The following is a 22,916-nucleotide window of genomic DNA, read 5'->3' on the forward strand; positions in this document are numbered from 1 at the left end:
GAAACTAAGACTAACCAAGTTTTTATGATGGTAACTCCGGAATTAGGGGGCCTGACCGATTTGGAGGGGCCTTGGCCAATTCGAGAAAATAACTCCCTGCCAATCCGCTATTCACATGCCAGGTCCTAAGTCAAACCGCAGACTGTGTACCAGCATTCAAACATGGCGTGGATGCAATCCAATAATCGGCCAAAATGACGTGCGCGTTTATGGCGTGAAGCTGGTTGTGAGACGGGTGCCGGTTGCTCGTCTTCTCTATCCTCCTTCATAACGCATGCAGCGCAATTAGCCAAAGTACAGCGTGAATCTAATACTCCTGAAGAAGCGAGAAGACCCGATCGGCCCTTCGCGGCCGCATCGGGTCTATTCCTTGAGCTGTGTCCTGCGCGGCTTCGGCATGCCGACACCTACCGCTCGCCGCTGTTGGTGTTTGTCCTCCCGTTTGGTACAATTGTAAGGACGTATGGCCTAGTCATCACTTACCTATCGGAGGGACAATCCATGATTCAACGTACCGTACTGCTCAAATTTGCCGAAACGACGACCAGAGAACAGCTCCTGGAGGTGTGCAGCCGTTTCAAAGCATTGCAAACTGCCGTACCCGGCATCGCGGAGATTCAAGCCGGCCTGAACATCGCCGAGAAGAGCAAAGAATTCCAAGTGGTGCTCATGGTCCGCTTCGAGAACCAAGCCGCTCTGGATGCCTATACGGTGAATGAGGATCATCAAGCCGTTGTCGCGTTCATCCGCGAAGTTGGCCGCCTGGACAGCATCGGCGTCGATATTGAAATTTAAGCGGCCGGATGAGAGCCGCTGCGGCGCTCGCTTAGCGATGTAACACATGGTTAAGGTTGTGGAAAATGCGCGGCAGGCCTTTGTATCCGAGCGTTAGCGATGAAGGGCATCGTTAACGCTCTTTTGTTTGGTTTGATGATGCCGCTTAGCGATCGTTAAGCTTAGACCACTTCTCCGATGTGCAGTCCTCCGGACAGCGAGCCTTCTCTCCCATGCCTCATAAGAAAGGACCTCAACCCCCGGGAAGGGAATCGAAGTCCTGTTGCGGTTACGGGTCATGCTCTATTGTGCGAACACTCTTGGGTCAGCTGCCGTTTCCAATCTGTTACCGGAAGCCGATCGGCCTATCTATCCCCGGCTCTTCTCCCATGCCGCAACTTCTTCCCGCACCCGCGGCGCCACCTCGGTACCGAGCAGCTCGATCGCCCGCATCACATCCGCATGAGGCATCGATCCTACCGGCACATGCAGCATGAACCTTGTGATCCCTACGTTCTTGCGCAGATGGACGATTTTCGCCGCTACCGTCTCCGGATCGCCGACATACAGCGCCCCTTCGAAGCTGCGCGCGGCATCGAATGCCGACCGGTCGTAATGGCCCCAGCCCCGCTCGCGCCCCAGCACGTTCATCACATACTGCGTAGGCGGGAAAAATTTGTCCGCCGCCGTCTCGGTGTCCTCCGCAACAAACCCGTGCGAATGCGACGCCACCGGCAGCTTGTCGGGATCATGCCCCGCATGTGCCGCGGCACGCTTATACAGCTCCACTAGAGGAGCGAATTGGAGGGGGCGGCCACCGATGATGGCAAGTACAAGCGGCAGTCCGAGCAAGCCCGCGCGAACGACGGATTCCTGATTGCCCCCGCTTCCGATCCAGACCGGCAGCGGATCCTGCACCGGGCGCGGGTATACGCCGAGGCCCCGAATCGCCGGCCTATGGCCGCCGCCGTCCCATGTCACCTTCTCCGAGTCGCGAATTTGGAGCAGCAGCTGCAGCCGCTCTTCGAATAACATCTCGTAATCATCAAGGTCGTAGCCGAACAGCGGGAACGACTCGATAAACGAGCCCCGCCCCGCCATAATCTCCGCGCGGCCGTTCGAAATGCCGTCCAGCGTAGCGAAGTCCTGGAACACCCGTACCGGGTCTGCGGATGACAGCACCGTGACCGCGCTGGTGAGCCGAATCCGCTTCGTCATCGGAGCCGCAGCAGCCAGCACAACCGCCGGTGAAGATGCGGCAAAATCGCTCCGGTGATGCTCGCCCACCCCGAAGACGTCCAATCCCACTTGATCTGCAAGCACAATCTCTTCCACAACCTCGCGCAGCCGCTGCGCATGAGGGATTACTTCTCCCGTCCGGGGGTCCGGCGTCGTTTCCACAAAGGTGCTGATTCCGATCTCCACGCTGTCATCCTCCTGAGCTGTTTAGCCGTGTCATATGATTATTGTTTCCCGTAAACCGTCACCACGAATTCGAGCGGCGTCCGCAGCTCGCTTCGTGCAGCCAGCCGCTCCAGCTGAGCCGGCTCCGTGCGCCAATAGTAGGGCGTCATCATCACCAGATCCCGGATGGCGGACGGCTCCGTCAAGACGAGCTCATCCCGGATCCGAATCTTCTCCTGAAGGGCAAAAGAAGGATACGGATGCTCCGCCTCATCGTTGTAATAGGGCTTCTCATAGAGCAGCTCCTTGAGCCCGAACAGGTGATCCTTACCGGGGATGACCGTCACCAGCTTCCCGTCACCGCGCAGCACCCGATGAAATTCAAGATCGCTGTGAGGAGCGAAAATTTGCAGCAGCACATCCGCCGACGCCGACCTTACCGGAAGGTACCGGGAGCTGGCGACGGCGAAGCGTCCCCCTTCCGAAGCGGCCGCAGCCATCGCTACGGCATCCTTGGAAATATCGATCCCGTAACCGTGAGCTTCGATTCCGTGCCGGCGGCATTCATCCAGTACACATTCCAAGTAATAGCCTTCCCCGCACCCGGCATCGAGCACCGTGAAGGGGCTTCGCCCGGAGTGCGCCAGTCCGGCGGTCAGCCGCCCCAAAGCATCCGCCAAGCTGCGAAAATGCCCCGCCTCCAAAATACGGCGCCGTGCCGTTAGCATCATTTTACTGTCGCCGGGGTCCTTGCTCTTCCGCTGGTTCGCCAGCAGCAAATTCACGTAGCCGCTCGCCGACAGGTCGTACGTATGCCGGTTCGCGCAGCGGTAGCTGCGGCCCTCCGCTTCCAGTCCCGCTCCGCACACCGGACACGCCCATAGCAGTTCTCCGCTCATCATGCGCCCCCTTCCAAGCTGCTTGGCACCATTGTAGATGAAATGCATCCGGATGGCAAAAGCCGCTTATCCCCCGAAGCCACGCTGCCGCGCTCAGGAAATCAACCCGATCCGCTTTTGGGCGTCTTCTCACCGCATTTCCGTCCTCTCCTCCCAAGAACGCCCTTACCGGGCCGTCTTCCCGACAGAAGGCACCATTCCCTTGTTCCTTTTCTTGCCTCCTTCATTTGTCTATAATACGAAAGAAGCTTTTTACAATCCGTTGCAAAAGAGGGGTTCATCTATGTCTCGCATCATTCAGGTTCATGAACGACTTTCCTTCTGGCGAAGCTTGCCGCTCGGACTGCAGCATCTGTTCGCCATGTTCGGCTCGACGGTGCTCGTCCCCATTTTGTTCAAGGTCGACCCGGCCACGATATTGCTGATGAACGGGATCGGGACACTGCTGTACATCTTCATTACGAAGGGGAAAATCCCGGCCTATCTCGGCTCCAGCTTCGCCTTCCTGTCTCCCGTCTTTGCCGTGCTGGCGGGCAAAGGCGGCTATCAGGCTGCGCTCGGAGGATTTCTGGCGGTCGGCATCATTTTTATGATCGTGGCGCTGTTAATTCGCTATGTCGGGACCGGTTGGATCGACGTCGTCTTTCCGCCCGCGTCGATGGGGGCGATTGTGGCCGTCATCGGTCTCGAGCTCGTGCCGACGGCGGCCCGCATGGCCGGCTTCATCGCACCGGACGGAGCTCCCGCAGGCTGGTCACCGGACCCGACAGCCGTGACGGTCGCCGTCGTCACCTCGCTGGTCGGCGTACTCGGGTCCGTCCTGTTCCGCGGCATCCTTAAAGTGATCCCGATCCTCATCGCCATCGTCATCGGATACGTGCTGTCCGGCCTGCTCGGCATCGTCCATGTTGCGGAAGCGGTCGGGGCCGCCGGCTGGCTGACGGTGCCGACTTTCTACACGCCGGTATTGGACTGGCCGAGCATTGCGATTATCGCCCCTGCGGCGCTCGTCGTCATTGCCGAGCACATCGGGCATCTGATCGTCACCGGCAACATCGTCGGCAAAGATCTGTCGCAGGACCCGGGACTCGGCCGCTCGCTGCTCGGCAACGGCGTCTCGACCGTGATCTCCGCAGCCGTCGGCTCCACCCCGAACACGACCTACGGCGAAAATATCGGCGTCATGGCAATCAGCCGCGTCTATTCCGTCTGGGTGATCGGAATGGCGGCCGTCATGGCGATTGTTCTCTCCTTCGTCGGCAAGCTGTCCGCTCTCATCCAGACGATTCCGACGCCCGTGATGGGCGGCGTAAGCTTGCTGCTGTTCGGCGTCATTGCCGCCTCCGGCCTCCGCATGCTGGTGGAGACGAAGGTCGATTACTCCAAGCCCGCCAATCTCATCCTAACGACAGTCGTACTCGTCGTCGGTTTGAGCGGGGCCGTGTTCCGCTGGGGACATTTGGAGCTCAAGGGCATGGCTCTCGCCACGGTAATTGCGATCGTGCTCAGTCTGACGTTCAAGCTGTTTGAGGTGATGAAGTGGTCAAATGAGGCGGACTAAGAAGGGCATTAAGCTGGATAAGTATTGCTTCTGGAAGAAGCCCCGGCAGCGGTTCATTGAACCGTTAACGGGGCTGTTTTGCTTGCGCTTTCGGCCAAAGCAGCCAGCTGCTCAGCCGTCATGACAGGTGCGCAGGAATTGGAGAATGTCCGCTTGAAGCGATTGATGAAATCGCTCGCGGTCGAAGCCGGGAGGGTCCTGGGAAGGGAGGAAGGACGGATTGTGCATGGATGCGGGAAACGGGCTCAAGAACGAGAAATGTCCGGCATTTTCGATCGTTCGGTATTGAAGCTTGCCCGGGTCGGCGACGCCCCCTAATACGATCTGTGCGTGATATGCGGGCGTATACGGGTCTTTCTCCGCGTCCAGCATCAAGATCGGAACGTTCACCTCGCGCAAGGCGCCGTCTGCCCTGAACCAGACCGTTGCCGGCGCCAAGAGAACCAGAGACCGGATACGGGAATCCGGTGTAACCTCAATCTTCCGCGGATCTCCGTCAGGGGCTTCGTGCGGAAACGCCGACGGCACCCCGCCCGATGCGGCCAATGCCGTATAGCCGCCCATGGAATGGCCGATGACGGAAACGGCATTCGGCTTGATCAGCGGGGCAAGCAGCTCGTCCCGATACAACCAATCGGCCGCCATCCGCAGATGCCTCGGCCTGTCGATAAGGTTCTGCATCGTGCCTTCCCAGCTATTATCGTTCCGGTTATTGCGGGGATGCTCCGGCATGCCGACGACGAAGCCGTTCTGCGCCAAGTGCCGGGCTAGTGTCCGGTACACCAGCGGCGATCCGCCGGTACCGTGCGAGATGAGGACTAGCGGGAAGCTGCCTTGCAACGGCTCGGCCTCTCTAGCCAGCTCGATGGGATACGGCCCCAATCGATCCGCCCGTTCGGGCGTATTTGCAGGATACATGACGATCATAGGAATGGTGAGCTGGAGCGCTTCGTCCGTGAACGCGACTTCACGGCATCCCGCCCAGCCATGCGGCGGTTCTTCGTTTGATCTCATCAAAGGTTCTTCCTTTCTTTTACCTTTACCGGGCCGACGGGAATATACAAGTCCAACGCCGAGTCGTCATTCGCCGGACCCAAGTACCGGGAATCGTACCGTGCAAACTCCGCTCCATCCAAACGCTCCCTGCCCGATTTCGGGAACCACGTGCTGTAAATATAGTGATACGTATCCGGAATTCTCTTCAGCGAGCCCCTGTGGGTAAACACGGCATAGGTGCTTGCGGGAAGCGCCTTGCAGATCATTCCCTCCGGCGGCCGGCCCGTGATCGCGCTCACTTCAACGCATGCGGTGTAGGAAAGCTCCCATTGAACTCCGGTCGGCTCCACTACCGCATAATAGATCGCGGAATCCCTGTCTCGTCTATCAGGAATCCCCGGTGCGCGCCGCCTGAACTCGTTCCACAGCATAGCGATCTCCCCGGGATCGACTCCCCTTATTTCCATGCCGACGAGCTGCAGCGTCTTCACATCGACGATCTTCGGATCCAGCGTGATGCCCTGGAGCAAATGCTCCAGCCGGCCTTCGTCCAGCGCATGCTTTCCCATCGTACGAAACAGCGTATCCTTCATGCTCGCCTGTTTGCGAAATTGCCCCGGCGTAATGAAGAACATGCTCTGAAAGGCGCGGGTGAACGCTTCCTGGGAGTCAAAATGGTATTTGACCGCGATCTCCACGATTCTGAGTCTTGTCCCGAATACGTCGTACGCCGCATGCGTCAATCTCCGTTTCCGGACGTACTCCGCAACCGTGTTTCGTGTCACCGATTGGAAGATGCGGTGAAAATGGTAGCCGGAGTAACCGGCTTGATCGGCGATTCGCTCCGTTGTGATCTCGTCGGTCAGATGATTTTCTATGTAGGAGATAGCTTTGGTTACGGAATCGAGATAGTTCATGCGCACGGTCGACCCTCCATCGGAATAGCACCAGTGTACGATATTCGGACGCCGGTGTTTTGATATTTTTTGCGAAAGTTAAGGTCCGGCATGAAAAAAGCGCGCCGCGAATGAGGCTTCGCAGGCGCGCTTTGCTGTTTATTATATAGGCTAGCGTGGTCTTCGTCTCTTTCGCAAATACCAGACCAGCTTATAGATCGAATCGAAAACCGTTTCCGTCTGAAGGTATGACAGCGTCATGGACATAGGAAACAACCTCCTTGGTACTAAAACTGTATCCAGTACTACGAAAAATATCGGGGTCCGGTTCTAAATTTTTTTCGCCTCTTGATTTAAGTCAATGAACCGTCGCCATCCCCCCCGGTACAATGGAATCACTACCGCTCCGGGAGGGCTGCTGACCCGTGAATGAGAAGACCGCTGCACGAACTGCCGGCCTTGCGCTGATCCTCATGACCCTCGCCGCCTCGTTCTCGTACGGCTACGTACACGGAAGCCTTGTGGTGCCGGGAGAAGCCCAGGCAACCCTTCAAAGGCTTACAGCTTCCTCCATGCTGTTCAGAGCGGAAATTTTCGGCTGGCTGCTGATCCTGATCTTGGACATCGTCGTCGCATGGGCATTTTACCTGTTCCTGAAGCCTATTCATCACGGTCTGTCTTTGCTCGCGGCATGGCTGCGCTTATCCTATGCTTCCATATTGGGCATCGCTATCATGTGCTTGATCATGGTATCCCTTCTAACGAACGGCAGCAGCGCCGCAGCGTCTTTGTTCGCCGCAGGCCGGCAGCTGCCGGGTCTCGCAATGCTGTTTCTAAAGGCTTTCGAAAGCGTTTGGTCTGTCGGGCTCATTGTGTTTGGCGGACATTTACTGCTGGTAGGCTGCCTCGCCCTGCGCTCTCCGGCTATCCCCAGGATCATCGGCATCCTGCTGCTCGCAGCCGGGGCAGGCTATGTCGCGGTTCACCTGGGCCGCGCGTTCGCTCCGGAATACGCCGCACTCGTAACGATGCTGGAATACGGGTTTATGCTGCCGATGATCGCCGGGGAGCTGGGATTTGCCTTATGGCTGTTGTTCAAGCCGTCTCTTAATTCGGCTAAATGATTCCGGCGTCATCCCGAGATAGCTGGCCAATTGATGCTGCGGGACGCGCTCCAGCAATTGCGGCCGCTTCCGCTGCAGCGACTTCAGCCGTTCTTCGGGCGAAGAAGCGACGAATGCCGCGAACTCCTCCTGCATCTGGCCGAAGCTGATCTCGATCATCCTGCGTGTCATCGTTTCGAGCTCCGCATATTTCGAGTACATCTCCTTCTCGCCGGCAAGATCGCCGACAACCATGACGGAGTCCTCTACGCAGGCTAAAGTGTGTTCGGACCATTTGTTTGACTTGTGGGCATTGAAGAACGCGATCGCCTGCTCTTCGGTATAGAAATTAGACGTCACTTCCTTTCCTTCCTCATCGACCGAGTACTGTCGGACACATCCCTTTAACACGAAATAGCATTTCGCGGGGACCTCTCCTTGCCTGAGGAGAACGGTGCCCTTTTTGAACGTTTCCACGACAATATCTTCGGCGATGGCCCGCTGTTCCTCTTCGGTGAGGGACGTGAACCGGGTCATGTATTTGTACAGAATATGCTTCATAGTCGAATTCCTTTCGATTTTTTGTAACCGGTTACATCAATATCAAATTTGCTTATAAATCCCTTGGCCGCTTTCCAATATGAAACCTTTCTTTGAAAATGGCAGTAACGGCCCTTCATATCCATCATCCGAGAAAAAATCTCCGCAGCTCTGTATCAGTTTTCCTGTTTAGCGTAACTATAGGTGATGGATGGCCACCGGTCAATCGATCCTTGTCCGGCGGTATCCCAAACGAATTGAGGGGGTAAAACGCCGCGTTAATGCAAATACCAAATTAAGTCGAACAGTGGCTTCAAGCCGAATAATAGCGTCTCTAGCACTGTGGCGATGACCGGTTCACCAGGACTTGACAAACGGCCCCACAGTACTTAATATTTATTTATAATGATTTTAAATAAACCACTTTTAGGAGGAACCCTACTATGTCTCTGATTGGAACTGAAGTAAAACCGTTTAAAGCTCAAGCGTACCACAATGGCAAGTTCATCGAAGTTACCGAAGCTGACTTCAAAGGCAAGTGGAGCATCGTTTGCTTCTACCCTGCCGACTTCACTTTCGTATGCCCGACTGAGCTGGAAGACCTGCAAAACCAATACGACGCCCTGAAAGCACTCGGCGTAGAAGTATACTCCGTATCGACCGATACTCATTTCACACATAAAGCATGGCATGACAGCTCGGACACGATCCGCAAAATCACGTACGTAATGATCGGCGACCCGTCCCACACGATTTCCCGCAACTTCGACGTGCTGATCGAGGAAGACGGTCTTGCTGACCGCGGTACGTTCATCATCGATCCGGACGGCGTTATTCAAGCCGTTGAAATCAACGCCGGCGGTATCGGCCGCGACGCCAGCATCCTGGTTAGCAAGGTAAAGGCAGCTCAATACGTTCGCAACAACCCAGGCGAAGTTTGCCCAGCTAAGTGGCAGGAAGGCGCTGCAACTCTGAAGCCAAGCCTTGACCTCGTAGGGAAAATCTAAGGAGTTGATGCTCCATGATACTTGACGCAGATATTAAGGCACAATTAAATCAATACCTTCAGCTCATGGAAGGCGACATCCTGCTCAAAGTGAGTGCGGGATCCGATCCCGTATCGAGAGACATGCTGGCACTCGTGGATGAGCTGGCCACCATGTCGTCCAGAATCAAGGTAGAGAACGCTTCTCTGCCAAGAACGCCAAGCTTCAGCGTGAATCGCGTGGGCGAGGATACCGGCGTAACATTCGCCGGTATTCCTCTCGGCCACGAGTTTACTTCCTTGGTGCTGGCTCTGCTGCAGGTTAGCGGAAGAGCCCCAAAGGTCGACCAAAGCGTGATCGATCAGATCAAGAGCATCCGCGGCGAATACCATTTCGAATCATTCATCAGCCTGAGCTGCCATAACTGCCCGGACGTCGTGCAGGCGCTGAACGTGATGAGCGTCCTCAATCCCGGCATTACGCACACGATGATCGACGGCGCAGCGTTCAAAGAAGAAGCGGAAAGCCGGAATGTCCTGGCCGTACCGTCCGTCTTCCTGAACGGCGAATTTTTCGGCAGCGGCCGCATGTCGCTGGAGGAAATTCTCGCGAAGCTGGGCAATGCTCCGGATGCATCCGAGTTTGCGGATAAGGAGCCTTTCGACGTGCTTGTTGTCGGGGGTGGTCCTGCCGGCTCCAGCGCGGCGATCTACGCAGCTCGCAAAGGCATTCGCGTAGGGATCGTAGCCGAGCGCTTCGGCGGTCAGGTGATGGATACCGTCGGCATCGAGAACTTCATCAGCGTAAAGCATACGGAAGGCGCCAAGCTGGCGGCCAGCCTGGAAGAGCACGTGAAGGAGTACAACGTCGACGTGATGAAGCTCCAGCGCGCCAAGCGCCTGGAGAAGAAGGACCTCGTCGAAGTCGAGCTCGAGAACGGCGCCGTTCTGAAGAGCAAGACCGTCATTCTCTCCACAGGCGCGCGCTGGCGTAATGTCGGTGTGCCCGGCGAAGCCGAGTTCAAGAACAAAGGCGTAGCGTACTGCCCGCATTGCGACGGTCCACTGTTTATCGGCAAGGACGTAGCGGTGATCGGCGGCGGTAACTCCGGCATTGAGGCGGCGATCGACCTCGCCGGCATCGTCAAGCATGTTACGGTTCTGGAGTTCAATCCGGAGCTGAAGGCGGATGCGGTCCTGCAGGATCGTCTGTACAGCCTGCCGAACGTCACGGTTCTGAAGAACGTTCAAACGAAGGAAATCACCGGCACCGATAAGGTCAACGGCATTACCTACATTGAGCGTGATACCGGGGCGGAGAAGCATGTCGAGCTGCAAGGCGTGTTCGTCCAGATCGGACTGGTGCCGAATACGGATTGGCTGGGCGATACGGTCGAGCGCAACCGCATGGGCGAGATCGTGGTCAACAGTCATGGCGCAACCAATCTGCCGGGCGTGTTTGCCGCAGGCGACTGCACGAACAGCCCGTATAAGCAGATCATCATTTCGATGGGTTCGGGCGCTACAGCGGCGCTGGGCGCATTCGATTATTTGATCCGGAACTAACACATCTTTCATACCGACGGCCGCCTCGCTATCTAATTAGGTAGTGAGGCGGCTGTTTTTCGTTATAGCCATCTTCTTGTTGTCGCTTTGAAGCTCATATAGTCACTTCCGAACTTGGCCTCCAGTACACCTTCTTCAAACTTGATATACAACTGATTCGTTACGACCGGGAATACAATAACCGGAATAATCGTTGCTTGAATGTATGAATGTTGGTTTTCACACGGCGGAATGTGCCGGAGCCGCCAATGATTAGTCCAAGACCAATAGCCGCAAATACAATCCCGATAAGCGTATAAGGATAGCTATGCCATACAAACAACGGGACATACGTACGCAGCAGCAGCATGACGATGAAACATATCAGAAATAGCTGAGGCGGCAGCAAATACCGGCTTCTCTTACGAACGTTCACGTCAATCTCGCCTTCGGATAATGATGAATCCAATGTAATTGTAAGGGGCGGGGCATGCGTTCTCATTAACATAGGTTGACGAAGCAGGAGACCAGTTCACTGCAAAATGGCCTTAATCAGCTGACTTCGGTTTTTCACCTGCATCTTGGCGTACACCGAGCTTAAATGCTTCTTCACCGTAATCTCGCTCACGAACAAGCGGGCTGCAATTTCGGCATTGGAGCAGCCTTCCAGAACGAGCAGCACAACTTCCCGCTCCCGCTCAGTCAGCCCTTCCGTCTCGAACCGGCGCTCCGACTCCGCCTGATCGCTCATGCTCTTCCTCCCTGCACCATTCCCTTCGGTTGGCGACAGCTCCTCCCGATCCAGTCCGACCCGGCCCAGCATCGCCGCGAGGAACGCTTCCAGCTTGTCTCCGCGAGTATCCAGCACAAATGTAGGCGTAGGCGTCTTGCCGTCATAACTGCAATGAGAAGCATGCGAAAGCAGCTCGAAGCCAAGACCGAGATGAGATTGGCGATGAATGTCCAGTGGAGGGGGCGTAGCAAAGAACAGCTTGCCCGCACACATGTACGTATACATTCGGGAAACCGCTTCAAGCAGCATCGAGGTATCTTCCCAGTCCAGTACGTCAATGCTCCGGATAAACCAACCGGAAGGATCGGGGCCCTTAACTTCCAGAGCCTTACGTTCGTCAAGGGTCAGACTGCGTATATACGGACCCGAGAACGGGTTACGCTCCAAATAGCTAATCGTGTCGGAATGAATGGGAATAATAGCGGATAGACCGCATACCGTGCCATCTTGAGCCTTCATCAGCATGACGCTCTGCCGCCCCAAGGCCAGCAGCTCTTCCAGATCCAGTTCTGCAATAGCATACAACGACTCTACCTCGGACATGCCTTGCTCCATCAGCTCACCCGTTACAGGATCTATGCCTCTTCGGGTGAAGGACCTCGCCTCGTTATGGCGCCTCTCCAGATAATGCCGTCCTTCTTCCAGGTTGGCGGCCGTTAATGGCTCCCATTCGTAATCCCCCCGGTCAGGACCATTGAGAAAGGCCCGCATCACTTCATTGCCGATATAATAGAACAGCTCTCCCACTTCGTCCGCAACGTCCCGCTTACGGTACGATTCGCGGATGACCGTTACGTAATAAAGAACGCAGCGCTTCATCAGCCTCGCAAATCTGGCGGGCGACCGTTCTCTCAGATGGCCGCGGGTCGAATCTCTCATCAAATCGTGCATTCGCCAGCCCTTGCCTGACTTTCGCACGAAGGAAAGCTCCGTTAATTTGGCGAAAGCAACCATACCGACGTCCTGTCCTGTAATATACTCGAGCAGCTCCTGGTTGAACAATCGCAACATGGACGCCGCCTCGACAAGGACCAGAAGCTCCTCGTCCGGCACCTCCCTCAGCCACAGTGAAGCTAGCTCCGCGGACCAGCCTTGTTGGTCGAGCGGCCCTCCGTTGCCCATCAGCTCAGCGGAAACGGCCAGTGCCAGCGACAGCCCGTGGCCTTGGGTTCGTTCCCACAGTCGTTCACCTTGGTCCGCATCCGTTATTCCGCATTTGCGCGCATACTCCAACACTTCTGTCCGCTGCAGATGGCCAAGCGAAAGCCATAACGTACGCTCCCTCCAAGCCGGAGACAGCATCCACCGGCCCTTGAGCGGGTGACGTCCCGCCGCCACGATCAGCACGTCGGGATGCAGCCCTCGCAGGAATTCGTCCAGCAGCCAGCCTTCCAGGTGGCTGAGCTCCTCGAACGTATCGACGGCAACAACGACCGGGCGTTCCTCTGCCAGCTTGGACAAACCGCCGAGGACTTGTTCCGTAAGAGTCTCACCGTTCTCTTTCTCAATTCCCTTCTCCTTACCGTTGGGCATTAGCTCCAGCAGCTTTCTGCAGAACGATTCGCCGGTTCGCCCAAACTCTCGGCTGTCCAGCAGGAAGAAAGCGGCACCGCGTCTGCGCGCCTGTCTTCGGAACGCGTCCAGCAAAGTGCTTTTGCCGACGCCTCCCGTACCGTACAGACTCCAAATCCGCTTTAAGCCGGAATCTCCGTTCAGAAACTGCTCGAACAGCGCTCTCTCCCGCTCCCGTCCGACCAGGTAGGCATCCTCTCTTTCATCCAAGGTCGGAGCCTGCGCCGACTCACCGGTTTGCCCAGTCGCCCAGTTCATTCGAATCCCCTCGCCCGTCATTCATAACCCCCGTACATCTGGCTGATTTGTCCATCCGTCTCACATTTATAACCCCAAGTATACTATCAAACTATACCGCGGTATAGTGCTCAAACCCCGCTGTCCTATGCTAAGGTTATGTCAAGCAAACGGCGGCCAAATAGGCTGCGCGTAATTACTAAGGAGGCTAAACCTATTGAACAGCGGCTCATTATCCAGAACGATTGAGAACCGGCTCGCTAAGGATCGGGTAACCTTCGTGACAACCGCGGAAGAATCCGGGGGCGCCTATGAATATGTGAAGGTGGAGCTTGCTCCCGGCGGCGGTGTCGGTCTGCATTATCATCTTGCTTTTACAGAGCATTTTGAAGCGCTTCATGGGGAACTTCATTTGGAAGTGGACGGCTCAATTTTGACACTGCATCCCGGCGAGTCTGCATCGGCCGCGCCCGGGGTACCGCACCGCTTCTTCAACCCCGGCTCCGAGAGCATTATGTTCCACGTGAAAATCGCTCCGGCCCGAAGCTTCGAACGGATGCTCCGTATTGCCTATGGTCTAGTAAAAGACGGCAAGGTGCACGAAAAAAGCGGCATTCCCCGCAACATCTTCGAGCTGGCCGTTATGTTCAAGCTCGGTGAGACGTATATGAAAGGAATTCCGCTCTGGCTGCAAAAGGGTATGTTCGGCACTCTCTACAGAATCGCGACACATCTTGGCGTGGAAGAGCGCCTTCTGCAGACATATTGCCGGTGAGAGTGCGAGGTAGATGACACGTATAAATTGCAAACGAAAGGATGAAGGCGTATGGGTATTCGTATGTTGAAAATCGCTTCTTTCTATTTTCTGGTCGGGGTCGTTATGGGAATGGGAATGTCTATGACCGAGAACTTCGGTTTAAGTCCTGTCCACGTGCATCTGAACCTGGTCGGTTGGGTGTCTATGGCGATTGCCGGTCTTGTATACCATCACTTCCCGGCCGCTACAAGACTACTCGGGAAGCTGCACTTCTGGACGCATAACCTTGGAGTGCCCCTTATGATGGGCGGACTTACCTCTTTAATTCTCGGTTTTCCCGGTCTTGGGCCGCTCATTCCGGTCGGCGGCATTCTGGTTGTCCTTGGAACTCTCGTTTTCTTCATCAATGTGGTGCGCAACGTGCGCGAGTAAACAAAATGATTGAGCGAGGAGGGTCACCCTTGCCCAACCGCTGAATCACGATCCGTACATTGTCACGCGGTCCGCAGCAGGAATGCGAGGCTGGGCGGCCGGTATTTGCTTCGGGTAGCCCACGTGGAGGTTGCCCAGCACCTTCTCCCCGGGACGAATGTCCATCGTTTCGCGGAAGTGGGCCTCGAGCAGCCAGGGGTACGTTTCCCATACGAGTCCGATCCCCCGTTCCCACGCAAGCAGGCTGAAGTTATGAATGATACAGCTCGCCGAGGCGTAATCTTCCTCCCGCACCAGGAGGTTCGTATTCTCCTGCATAATGACGGTAATGATCATCGGAACGGCCATAATTTTATCGTAAAATTTCTGCCCGGTCTCTTGGCGCTTGGACGGGTCCGGCTCGCGGATCTCCTTCATGTACCGCACCGCTTCCGCCATCCGGCGCTTGCCTTCGTCGTGGCTGATGATGAACCGCCATGGCTGCGTCATCCGGTGATTCGGCACCCAGACCGCCGTATCCAGAAGCTCGAGCGCGAGCTCGACGGGTACTTCCTTATCCTCGAACCGATGAACCGACCGGCGGTCCCTAATGAGCTGTGCTAACTCCATTCTCAAGTACCTCCTCTTGTAAAATAAATCTCAGCATGCTGCTCACAAGCGGAGGAATGACCGATACGTGCCCTTCGCCTGCGAAGAGCCTATGGGCGATCCTCAGCCCTTTCCCCTTGTAGGGCAGCAGCAGCCGGCCAAGCTGTCGACCGCTGACTTCAGGAAGTGAATTTTGCTGTACGCCGTCCCGCCCTGAACGAGCGGATCGGCCGCATTCTCGAATACCTTGCCGTTCTTGAACGCATTGACATTTTTCAAAATCGGGTTGCTCTTTAACGTATCGAGCGCTTTCGGCGTATCTTTATTCTCGTCGGGCGAGAATTGCAGGAACACGTAGTCCGGATTCATGGCCGCGAACTTCTCGACCGATATTTCCTCCTGCGCCTTCGCCGCTTTTACTTCGGCAGGAGCTTCGATCCCCAGATCGCCGTACAGCACCGGATTGAAGAATACCGAGTCCGGGTACACGTATAGCTTTCCGGTACGAACGCGCACCGCAACAACCTTCTTGCCCTTCTCGGAACAGGCCGAATCGAAGCATGGCGACTTCGCATTCCCCGCTCCCGCCTCCCTCAAAGCCGAAGGTGCTGTCTTCCGGACATAGATAGACGGTATCCCGCCTCATCCGAATAGGAGCCGTATCCGTATCGCGAGTTAACGTTCCTTCTCCCCGAAGAAGCACGACCAGCGCCGCCGGCACGGTCAACTGCGGCTCGATGCGAAGCCGTCCTCCCTTCGATACGATTTCAATAGCCCATAGTCTGACGGACAACTGATCTAGAGTCATGTCTGCGGGCGTCGTTTCGTTAATCGGCAAGTGGCAGCACCTCTTAGTGATATTGATTCTCATTTTCAATGAATAGTGTATCAAATATTGTGTCAGTTGGGAATTACCTGCCGGGGCAAGGGAGTTGAACGCTGTCGTATGACCGGTACCTTGCGGGGTGATTCAAGGGAATCGGCTATTTTGAGGGGGCACGTTATTGAATTGAACCTGCAAAGATGACTGAAATGAACTCAAACGGGAGACGTTCTTCCTAGCTATGCGTTCCAGCCTGGCAGTCTTTTTAGTTACAATCTCCTCGACGATTGCTTAAGCGCCTGAGATTCCTGCATTTTCGCACACATGTCCCCGGTTGGCTTATCATTCCTGCACATTTACATGGATATTGGTGGAAGGTTCCTAACTGTAGATAAAATGGCCCGTCGATTTATGACATCAGGCGAAATCCGGTGCCCGCCGACCCGCAGAAAGATGCTTCACATAACTTCCCTGTACGGCAAAAAAGAGCAGCCGCAACAGCGAGTGCCCTGCCCTACACAATTACCGCTTGCTCAGCTATACATCGCGCCGACCCTGTCCAGATCCTTTGCTCCATCGGATTAGAAGCGTCCCCCCTGCCCGTTGTTATCACTAGCTCGACGAACGATGAAGCGCACGAATGACCAGCTGAGGGTAGTAAATTCCTTTCCGTTCCGTGAAATGCAGGACCGCAGCTCCGGTATGTTCAAAAGTAAAACTGCCGACCGGAAAAGGCCTCACGCCAAGTAAAAAGCTTACCAGGATGCCCAGTGAACCTCCGTGTCCGAACACGACAACGGATAGCTCCTTGGCATGCTCTTCGGGAACAAAGCCGCCCATCCGGCTATGGAGGCCAATCGCGCTCATATCCTTCAGAAAGGGGGGAATGATCCTGGCGCACATGTCATAATAACCCTCTCCCATTTCCGTCTTCCAGGTATCCTCGGCATAGGCATCGCCCGCTTGTCGCTGCATCTCCTCAAGCACCGTGCTTGGTACCTGTTCCAGCGCGCGGTTCGGCATCCATTCGTATAGATAAGGCAGTATCCGTATATCCGTTTCCCTCTCCGCCATGACGATTTCGGCGGTTTGCAATGCCCTGCCGTAGGGGGACGAGAACGCATAGTCAAAGTTTTCGTTTCTTAACGCCTCCGCGGTGGCCTTTGCCTGCAGAATACCGTGCTCCTCCGACAAACACCCTTTAACCGGCCTCTCCGGGCATATAAAAGGGTCTCCTGCCATATGTCCATGCCTTATCAATGTTAGTTTCATCGTTCTCTCCTTCCGATCACTGGGACGATTGCTTTAATAAAGGCAATGGGTGGAAGCCTATGTCTCCACCCATTGCCGTTTCTCCATCCATTCGCGACATGAACATTATGGCTTACCCGCTAATCGATTCTCGTACAGCTTATGCATCTTCGTCATATATGCCTCGACTTGAACGGCGCCGGCGGCATCAAGATTGTTCACGAATTTCTCGAACTCCGCCAAGCATTCTGCCTCCGATTTAGCCAGAATGACGGAGAATGCGTTCTCGTATAGCCTCTTATCGACAGCCTGCTGTTTATTCAAGGTATCCGTATCCGCTCCAACCATCAGATCCCCCAACGTAGTAGCGTCGTACCAATAAGGGCTTAAGGCCTTATCTCTTTGCTGCGCCCTCGTATCGTTCGTCGCAATCGGGTCATCCTTTAAGATCCAATACGTCCCCCAGCTGGTTTTGCCAAGGTCGGAGCCCACAAGTCTGGCGTAATGACCCATACCCGTTTCTTTCTCGATATTCACTTGCTTTTCCCCTGCAATCCATCGATCAAGGTAGGACTTCTTCAGAGTCGGCTTCCCGCCGGCCATGTCCCACTGAATCCCTTCCGGTCCGTTCATGGCCAGGAGATTCCCTTCTTCGGTAGTCAAGTAGTTAAGCAGCTTCATGGCAGCTTCCGGATTTTTGCATTTGTCCGTAATAATAATTGCCCCCGTGCCCTTCTTGCTGACGGAGAATACGGCAGGTTTATCGCCGGAAGGAAACTTGAATACCGCATTCTGGAAATACATGTTTTCCGCATTGGGCAGCTTGGCGTCGGTATAAGTTTTCAAGACGTCATACGTTTGGTTCCATCCGCCGATGTGAGCCGCAACTCTTGCCGGGTAGAGCTTGGACTTCTGCCATGTCGCATAGTCCTGTGTAAAGGCTTCGGGATCGATGAGTCCTTCGCGGTATAACTTATTGTAGAACTGCAGCACTTCCTGCGCCCAAGGCGCCTTCGGCCAATATTGGACGGAACCGTCCTTCCCGATATAGAGCTTCGAATCAGCCGGCGAGCCTGCCATGGCGATCATGCCAAAGTATGGCGACCCCCAGTTGCGGTTAAAGCCGCTCAGCGGATACATGGTTTGTCCGTCATGCGTCTTCGGATAGTTCTCCTTAACCCGCTTCAAATAGTTATAGACGTCGTCTGAGGTTTCCAGCTTTGGAGAACCCAACGCTTCGTAAATGTCCTTCCTCACCTGTAAGCTGTACCCGTATCCGGGAGGCGCTGCCCCTTCCGGCAAGTAGGAGTTGGTCAGGTGATAGATTTTACCATCGCTTTGCTTGAGCAGGTTAAGCGCCGAGCCGTATTTCTTTTTCAGATCCTGCCCGTGCTGATCGATCAAATCATTGAGCGGAATGGCGATTTTATCGGCTATGACGCGAGCGGGATCGGATAGCATAATGAGATCCGGGTAATCGCCGCTAGCCAGCGTCACATTCAATTTATCCTTGCCCACCCCTGAATAGACATCCCACTTTAGCTTGATGTTCAGCTTCTCCTCCAATGCTTTCGCGACGGGGTTATTGTCCCAGAACGGATCGCCTGTAGGGAAACTGGGTGTGCCTCCGGCTGAATTCACGATCGATAATACGATCGGTTCTTCTTTCGTAGCGCCCTCCTGATTACGGGCTGCCGGTTCGGCGCCTTCGGTGGCCAAGTTATTGCTGCATGCGCCAAGCACCATGAAGGAGATCACCGCGGCTGCAACGGGCTTCACGAATCTTTGATACCGTTTCATTCTTTCGTCCCTACCTTCTCGTGTTTTATGAAAAGCTTCTGCTGCGCGATACCGCATACCCGAAGCCATTCATCCCTTCACAGCGCCTACCGTGAGTCCGTCCACAAAATAACGCTGCAAAAACGGATAGATCATCACAATGGGGACCGTCGTAATGGTGATGGTCGCCATCTTGATCACTTCAGGCGTCAGAATGGTTCCGGACTGCTCCAGCCTGGCCGCTTGGGCAGGGTCCATCGACTGTATTTGGGTCTCCATCAGTATTTTGACAAGCACCCCTTGAAGGGTTGCCAGATCGCTTGATCCCGACGTAAACATATAGGTATCGAACCAGGTCGTCCACTGCTGAACGCCGATCATTAATGCGATAGTTGCCAATACGGGCTTCGACATGGGAAGAATAATGCTTCGCAGCGTTCTTAATTCGGACGCCCCGTCGATTCTTGCCGATTCGGCAAGCGATGCGGGAAGCTCCTCGAAGAACTGTCTCATGACCATCACATTCCAAATATGGATTGCACCGGGCACAATATAGACCAGAAAATTGTTATACAAGTGCAGACTTTTGAAGAGCATGAATTCCGGGATCAAGCCCCCAGAGAAATACATGGTGAAGATAAAGAAAAACAGGATGCCTCTTCTAAATATCAGCTCGCGATTGGATAGCAGATAAGCAAGAATCGCCGAGCAAACGAGTCCAAGAATTGTCCCCAGTACAGTCCTGGCTATGCTGATATAGGTGGCATGCATCAAGCTGCTTTCATTAAAGATGGCCACATAGGCTTCGATGGAAAATTTGCGGGGCCAGAAATAAATGCCTCCTCTCATCGCATCCCTTGCATCATTTAAGGACGTTACAAAGATGTTCCAGAAAGGAAAGGCGGCGCAAAATCCAATACCCAACAGAAAAACATGATTGAATACATGAAATACTTGTTCCCCCATTGTTCGTCTCATTTAACGTCCCCCATTGCGACCTCTAGACCGATCCGTCTAGAATATCCCCATCTTCAGGAATTTTCTGCATGCGTAATTACAAAGGAAGAGCAAGGCGAGTCCGACTACGCTCTTGAACAAACCCACAGCCGCTCCATAGGAGTACGCCGCCTGCTGCAGGCCGTATTTCAGAACGTACGTGTCCAGCACCTCGGCATGCGGCATATTCATCGGATTTTGAAGAAACAGCTGCTGGTCTAATCCGGCATTCAAGATGTATCCAACGCCAAAGGTAAATAGCAGGATGATGGTAGGAAGAATAGATGGCAGTGTAACATGTAGAATCTGTTTCAGCCTGCTTGCTCCGTCGATCATAGCCGACTCATACAGCTGTTTATCAATCGAGGTTATGGCGGCGATATAAATAATCGAATTCCATCCTACGTTCTTCCACACGTTGAGGCCGGTAACCAATGGCCAGAAGTGATCCACCTCCCCCAGAAAGTTTATTGGTTTATCAATCATCTTCATATGAAGCAAGAACGAATTGACCGGCGCAAGCTCGTCGATAGAGAAAATCGTCATCGCCATCCCTGCTACTACGACCCATGAAATAAAGTGGGGTAAATAGGAGACGGTCTGGATCCATTTCTTAAAGATGACGTTCCTAACTTCGCATATCAGGATCGCAAATAATATGGCCGCAACTGTGGAAAATACGAGATTCAAGGAACTGATCACGAGCGTGTTGCGCATGACCAGGGAAAAATCGGGACTGTTGAAGAAGGCATTGAAATAAGTGAAGCCAATCCACTTTCCGCCGAATGGCGTCCGATAGGAGAATTCCCGGAAAGCCAGCAGCGAGCCGTACATGGGGATGTATTTAAAAATCAGGATGAAGAGAAGAAACGGGGCCAGCAGAAGGAGATGAACTTTCTGCCTCTTGATTTTCTTTAGCATGCCATGGCTTCGATAGCCGGATACACTCACCTGATTCCTCTCCTTTTCCTCATCATGTTCCTCCTGTCTCATAGTTTAATTATGCCGGGTCCAGCCAGTCGCTTCAATTGAAGTATCCATCGACGGATTCCGTTAATCGTTTTTTTTCAAATTGTAAAAACCGATAGATTCGAACATTTTCAATAGAAACCAACTTCGATGCTAATAGCGGCAACAAAACTATCTCGCTTTCCATAAAAAAAGCCGGGCATCCCCGGAGTGTTCGCATTTAACGCGTCACCGCATCCGATTCCCTGTGTTGTTCAGCGGAAACCGACAGCTCTACGATCGTTCCCGGGTTACCCCGGTACACTCGAATACCGGCATTGCGATCGAATAGTTTTAGGCGCGCGAACGTGTTGGTGACGCCGTAACCTACTTTGTAGGCAGACGTCTCCCCTTTGTTCAAACTCTCTATGTAGGCGATAACCTCTTCCTTTATCCCCATGCCGTCATCCTCGATGGTCATTACGAAGCGGTCTCCCTGCTTGCGAATATCCACCGTGATGTGCAGCATTCTTCCATGGACTCTTCCATGAATGATGCTGTTCTCGACAAACGGCTGCAAGGTCATTTTACTGATCTGCAAACTCTTGCAAGCCCGATCTACACGAACCGTCAGCTTGATTGGATCGCTGAGACAACAATTTTGCAGCGCGACATAATGTTCGATCAGCTGAATTTCGGAATGGATGGTGATAAGGTCCCTTCCTTTGCTGAGCGCGATTTTGTAGAAATCGCTTAACAGGTCGATGATTTGCACGATGTTCGTTTCGCTTTTTCGGAAAGCCATCCATCTTACGGCGGAAAGCAAGTTATAGAGGAAATGAGGATTCATCTGCATCTGTAAATATTTAATTTCGCTTTCAACCTTTTGGCGCTCTGTTCTTGCGACTTCTTCGGTAAGTCCGTCAATCCTCCTCGCCATGCGGCATAAAGTTCGATCCAGCGCCGCGATTTCGCGAATGCTGGTAGGATCCGGCGACAGATGAATATTTCCATTTTCGATTGCTTTCATTTTATTCGCGAGCTTTTCGATGATCTGGGCAAATCGCGTGGAAAACCATACCGCCAATGCCACGCCGATTAGCACAAAGAAGCATGTGCATATCAAGACATACTTCGCAATGGACCGCTTTTCTCTCCCCAACTCGTAGGCGTCATACAGGATAACGACCGATATAGCTTCGTTGACTTTCCCGGAATACGAATAGTAGGCGGTTTGGCTCTGCTCTAGCTTGGCAAAGCCCCGATTCCTATGAACGCTTTGCCCCACATCGTCCAGCGTTTCCTTCCCGATCCGAAAGTCCGGATTGGAGCTAAAAATAATATTGCCTTCACTCATTAAGTACAGCAGATATTTGGCGTTCTTATCGCCTTTATACAAACTGCTCAATCGATCTTGATTCATTTCGACGGCTAATATTCCGCCCGGCAGGTTAACATTGAGGTACTTCAGCAAGAGGATTTTGACTCCTCCACCTTCCTCCTCATAGGCTACCCAAACCTCTTTCCCGTGCGCTTCGATCGCCTTTTGCATCAGATCCTGCCGCTTAAAGCTCTCGATGCTTCGGATGTTTTTACCGTCCGTAATAAGCTCAGGGTCCATTTTATAAATGGTGATGCTCTTGATATCATTGTTTGTCGCGACGTAATTTTCAAAACTATTGTTTATGAGCATAAACTGGTGGAATAGCGTGTAATTGACATTGCCGGAGTAAGCGCCGAGAAATAGATTGGCTACCGTACTATCGGAGTAGATATTTCGGGCCGTCAACTCGCAATTTTTCATGATGTTCTCGACGCCATTGAGCGCTTGGGACGTGGCGTAATGCATAAACTCCTCGTTCTGGCTGTTAAGCGTTTGGTTTAATCTTTCATATAAGATGGAGCTGATGGTAGCGGAACATACAAGCACCGTAAGGATATTGAAGGCAAGTATGATGTGAAAAAATTTGTAGCCGTTATTTGTTGCACGGATCGATTGTCCACCCATGACCTCGCACGCTCCATCAGCATTTGCCT

General features: G+C 53.9%; 19 protein-coding genes and 1 pseudogene. 7 read left to right on the top strand and 13 right to left on the bottom strand.

Annotated features, from left to right (window positions below; genetic code table 11):
* Positions 1–501: 501 nt before the first annotated feature.
* The gene (locus ACFFK0_RS21575; protein WP_377472439.1) at positions 502–795 is read left to right on the top strand and encodes a Dabb family protein; all 294 of its coding nucleotides are present in this window, start codon (positions 502–504) and stop codon (positions 793–795) included.
* A gap of 348 nt (positions 796–1,143) precedes the next feature.
* On the opposite strand, the gene ACFFK0_RS21580 is transcribed toward ACFFK0_RS21575, so the two are convergent.
* Complete coding sequence (locus tag ACFFK0_RS21580; RefSeq protein WP_377472440.1) at positions 1,144–2,199, bottom strand: LLM class flavin-dependent oxidoreductase; 1,056 nt, start codon at positions 2,197–2,199, stop codon at positions 1,144–1,146.
* Positions 2,200–2,237: 38 nt separating this feature from the next.
* Positions 2,238–3,080, bottom strand: a complete 843-nt coding sequence (locus ACFFK0_RS21585) for a putative RNA methyltransferase (protein WP_377472441.1) — start codon at positions 3,078–3,080, stop codon at positions 2,238–2,240.
* Positions 3,081–3,360: 280 nt separating this feature from the next.
* Between ACFFK0_RS21585 and uraA the strand changes: the two genes are divergently transcribed.
* Positions 3,361–4,638, top strand: a complete 1,278-nt coding sequence (gene uraA / locus ACFFK0_RS21590) for a uracil permease (RefSeq protein ID WP_377472442.1) — start codon at positions 3,361–3,363, stop codon at positions 4,636–4,638.
* Positions 4,639–4,749: 111 nt separating this feature from the next.
* Here the strand turns inward: uraA and ACFFK0_RS21595 are convergent, their stop codons facing one another.
* Together ACFFK0_RS21595 and ACFFK0_RS21600 are read right to left on the bottom strand one after the other, a co-directional pair.
* A complete protein-coding gene (locus tag ACFFK0_RS21595; RefSeq protein WP_377472443.1) occupies positions 4,750–5,652 on the bottom strand; it encodes an alpha/beta hydrolase family protein in 903 nt (300 codons plus the stop codon).
* Positions 5,652–6,551 (bottom strand): AraC family transcriptional regulator, encoded by a 900-nt coding sequence (locus tag ACFFK0_RS21600; protein ID WP_377472465.1) that lies wholly within the window; start codon positions 6,549–6,551, stop codon positions 5,652–5,654. Before ACFFK0_RS21600 ends, ACFFK0_RS21595 begins: the two co-directional genes overlap by 1 nt.
* 404 nt (positions 6,552–6,955) lie before the next feature.
* On the opposite strand from ACFFK0_RS21600, the gene ACFFK0_RS21605 reads away from it, so the two are divergent.
* Positions 6,956–7,654, top strand: a complete 699-nt coding sequence (locus ACFFK0_RS21605) for a DUF4386 domain-containing protein (RefSeq protein ID WP_377472444.1) — start codon at positions 6,956–6,958, stop codon at positions 7,652–7,654.
* Here ACFFK0_RS21605 and ACFFK0_RS21610 read toward each other — a convergent pair.
* The gene (locus ACFFK0_RS21610) at positions 7,613–8,194 is read right to left on the bottom strand and encodes a Crp/Fnr family transcriptional regulator (RefSeq protein WP_377472445.1); all 582 of its coding nucleotides are present in this window, start codon (positions 8,192–8,194) and stop codon (positions 7,613–7,615) included. The two genes, ACFFK0_RS21605 and ACFFK0_RS21610, sit on opposite strands and share 42 nt — an antisense overlap.
* 422 nt (positions 8,195–8,616) lie before the next feature.
* Here ACFFK0_RS21610 and ahpC point away from each other — a divergent pair, with 422 nt between their 5' ends.
* Complete coding sequence (gene ahpC / locus ACFFK0_RS21615; RefSeq protein ID WP_377472447.1) at positions 8,617–9,180, top strand: alkyl hydroperoxide reductase subunit C; 564 nt, start codon at positions 8,617–8,619, stop codon at positions 9,178–9,180.
* Between the two features lie 14 nt (positions 9,181–9,194).
* Entirely contained in the window at positions 9,195–10,724 is a 1,530-nt protein-coding gene (gene ahpF, locus ACFFK0_RS21620) for an alkyl hydroperoxide reductase subunit F (protein WP_377472448.1), read from the top strand.
* Between the two features lie 511 nt (positions 10,725–11,235).
* On the opposite strand, the gene ACFFK0_RS21625 is transcribed toward ahpF, so the two are convergent.
* A complete protein-coding gene (locus tag ACFFK0_RS21625; protein ID WP_377472449.1) occupies positions 11,236–13,326 on the bottom strand; it encodes a LuxR C-terminal-related transcriptional regulator in 2,091 nt (696 codons plus the stop codon).
* Between the two features lie 196 nt (positions 13,327–13,522).
* Between ACFFK0_RS21625 and ACFFK0_RS21630 the strand changes: the two genes are divergently transcribed.
* Positions 13,523–14,080 carry a cupin domain-containing protein gene (locus ACFFK0_RS21630; protein WP_377472450.1) on the top strand — a complete coding sequence of 186 codons (558 nt, stop codon included), beginning with the start codon at positions 13,523–13,525 and terminating at the stop codon, positions 14,078–14,080.
* 51 nt (positions 14,081–14,131) lie between these two features.
* On the top strand, positions 14,132–14,494 hold the full coding sequence (locus ACFFK0_RS21635) for a cytochrome-c oxidase (RefSeq protein WP_377472451.1): 363 nt from the start codon (positions 14,132–14,134) through the stop codon (positions 14,492–14,494).
* A 45-nt stretch (positions 14,495–14,539) separates the two neighbouring features.
* On the opposite strand, the gene ACFFK0_RS21640 is transcribed toward ACFFK0_RS21635, so the two are convergent.
* The 7 genes and pseudogenes from ACFFK0_RS21640 to ACFFK0_RS21670 form a co-directional block, all read right to left on the bottom strand.
* Positions 14,540–15,103, bottom strand: a complete 564-nt coding sequence (locus ACFFK0_RS21640) for a nitroreductase family protein (RefSeq protein ID WP_377472452.1) — start codon at positions 15,101–15,103, stop codon at positions 14,540–14,542.
* A 102-nt stretch (positions 15,104–15,205) separates the two neighbouring features.
* Positions 15,206–15,619 (bottom strand): annotated as a pseudogene (locus ACFFK0_RS21645) (ABC transporter substrate-binding protein); the annotation flags it as partial.
* Positions 15,620–16,517: 898 nt separating this feature from the next.
* The gene (locus ACFFK0_RS21650; protein ID WP_377472453.1) at positions 16,518–17,177 is read right to left on the bottom strand and encodes a histidine phosphatase family protein; all 660 of its coding nucleotides are present in this window, start codon (positions 17,175–17,177) and stop codon (positions 16,518–16,520) included.
* A gap of 105 nt (positions 17,178–17,282) precedes the next feature.
* A complete protein-coding gene (locus tag ACFFK0_RS21655) occupies positions 17,283–18,956 on the bottom strand; it encodes an extracellular solute-binding protein (RefSeq protein WP_377472454.1) in 1,674 nt (557 codons plus the stop codon).
* A 69-nt stretch (positions 18,957–19,025) separates the two neighbouring features.
* The gene (locus ACFFK0_RS21660; protein ID WP_377472455.1) at positions 19,026–19,784 is read right to left on the bottom strand and encodes a carbohydrate ABC transporter permease; all 759 of its coding nucleotides are present in this window, start codon (positions 19,782–19,784) and stop codon (positions 19,026–19,028) included.
* Between the two features lie 165 nt (positions 19,785–19,949).
* A complete protein-coding gene (locus ACFFK0_RS21665; protein ID WP_377472456.1) occupies positions 19,950–20,882 on the bottom strand; it encodes an ABC transporter permease in 933 nt (310 codons plus the stop codon).
* A gap of 238 nt (positions 20,883–21,120) precedes the next feature.
* A complete protein-coding gene (locus ACFFK0_RS21670) occupies positions 21,121–22,887 on the bottom strand; it encodes a sensor histidine kinase (RefSeq protein ID WP_377472457.1) in 1,767 nt (588 codons plus the stop codon).
* Positions 22,888–22,916: the final 29 nt, after the last annotated feature.

It is taken from the genome of Paenibacillus chartarius, from assembly GCF_042432825.1.
GTDB classification, from domain to species: domain Bacteria; phylum Bacillota; class Bacilli; order Paenibacillales; family NBRC-103111; genus Gordoniibacillus; species Gordoniibacillus chartarius.

What these genes read in the sequence shown, in the direction of transcription:
- ACFFK0_RS21660 (WP_377472455.1), bottom strand. Translation starts at nt 19,784, where the DNA reads ATGAGAGGAGGCATTTATTTCTGGCCCCGCAAATTTTCCATCGAAGCC.
- ACFFK0_RS21585 (WP_377472441.1), bottom strand. Translation starts at nt 3,080, where the DNA reads ATGATGAGCGGAGAACTGCTATGGGCGTGTCCGGTGTGCGGAGCGGGA.
- ACFFK0_RS21670 (WP_377472457.1), bottom strand. Translation starts at nt 22,887, where the DNA reads ATGGGTGGACAATCGATCCGTGCAACAAATAACGGCTACAAATTTTTT.
- ACFFK0_RS21575 (WP_377472439.1), top strand. Translation starts at nt 502, where the DNA reads ATGATTCAACGTACCGTACTGCTCAAATTTGCCGAAACGACGACCAGA.
- ahpC (WP_377472447.1), top strand. Translation starts at nt 8,617, where the DNA reads ATGTCTCTGATTGGAACTGAAGTAAAACCGTTTAAAGCTCAAGCGTAC.
- ACFFK0_RS21655 (WP_377472454.1), bottom strand. Translation starts at nt 18,956, where the DNA reads ATGAAACGGTATCAAAGATTCGTGAAGCCCGTTGCAGCCGCGGTGATC.
- ACFFK0_RS21600 (WP_377472465.1), bottom strand. Translation starts at nt 6,551, where the DNA reads ATGAACTATCTCGATTCCGTAACCAAAGCTATCTCCTACATAGAAAAT.
- ACFFK0_RS21650 (WP_377472453.1), bottom strand. Translation starts at nt 17,177, where the DNA reads ATGAAACTAACATTGATAAGGCATGGACATATGGCAGGAGACCCTTTT.
- ACFFK0_RS21595 (WP_377472443.1), bottom strand. Translation starts at nt 5,652, where the DNA reads ATGAGATCAAACGAAGAACCGCCGCATGGCTGGGCGGGATGCCGTGAA.
- ahpF (WP_377472448.1), top strand. Translation starts at nt 9,195, where the DNA reads ATGATACTTGACGCAGATATTAAGGCACAATTAAATCAATACCTTCAG.
- ACFFK0_RS21625 (WP_377472449.1), bottom strand. Translation starts at nt 13,326, where the DNA reads ATGAACTGGGCGACTGGGCAAACCGGTGAGTCGGCGCAGGCTCCGACC.
- ACFFK0_RS21640 (WP_377472452.1), bottom strand. Translation starts at nt 15,103, where the DNA reads ATGGAGTTAGCACAGCTCATTAGGGACCGCCGGTCGGTTCATCGGTTC.
- ACFFK0_RS21635 (WP_377472451.1), top strand. Translation starts at nt 14,132, where the DNA reads ATGGGTATTCGTATGTTGAAAATCGCTTCTTTCTATTTTCTGGTCGGG.
- uraA (WP_377472442.1), top strand. Translation starts at nt 3,361, where the DNA reads ATGTCTCGCATCATTCAGGTTCATGAACGACTTTCCTTCTGGCGAAGC.
- ACFFK0_RS21610 (WP_377472445.1), bottom strand. Translation starts at nt 8,194, where the DNA reads ATGAAGCATATTCTGTACAAATACATGACCCGGTTCACGTCCCTCACC.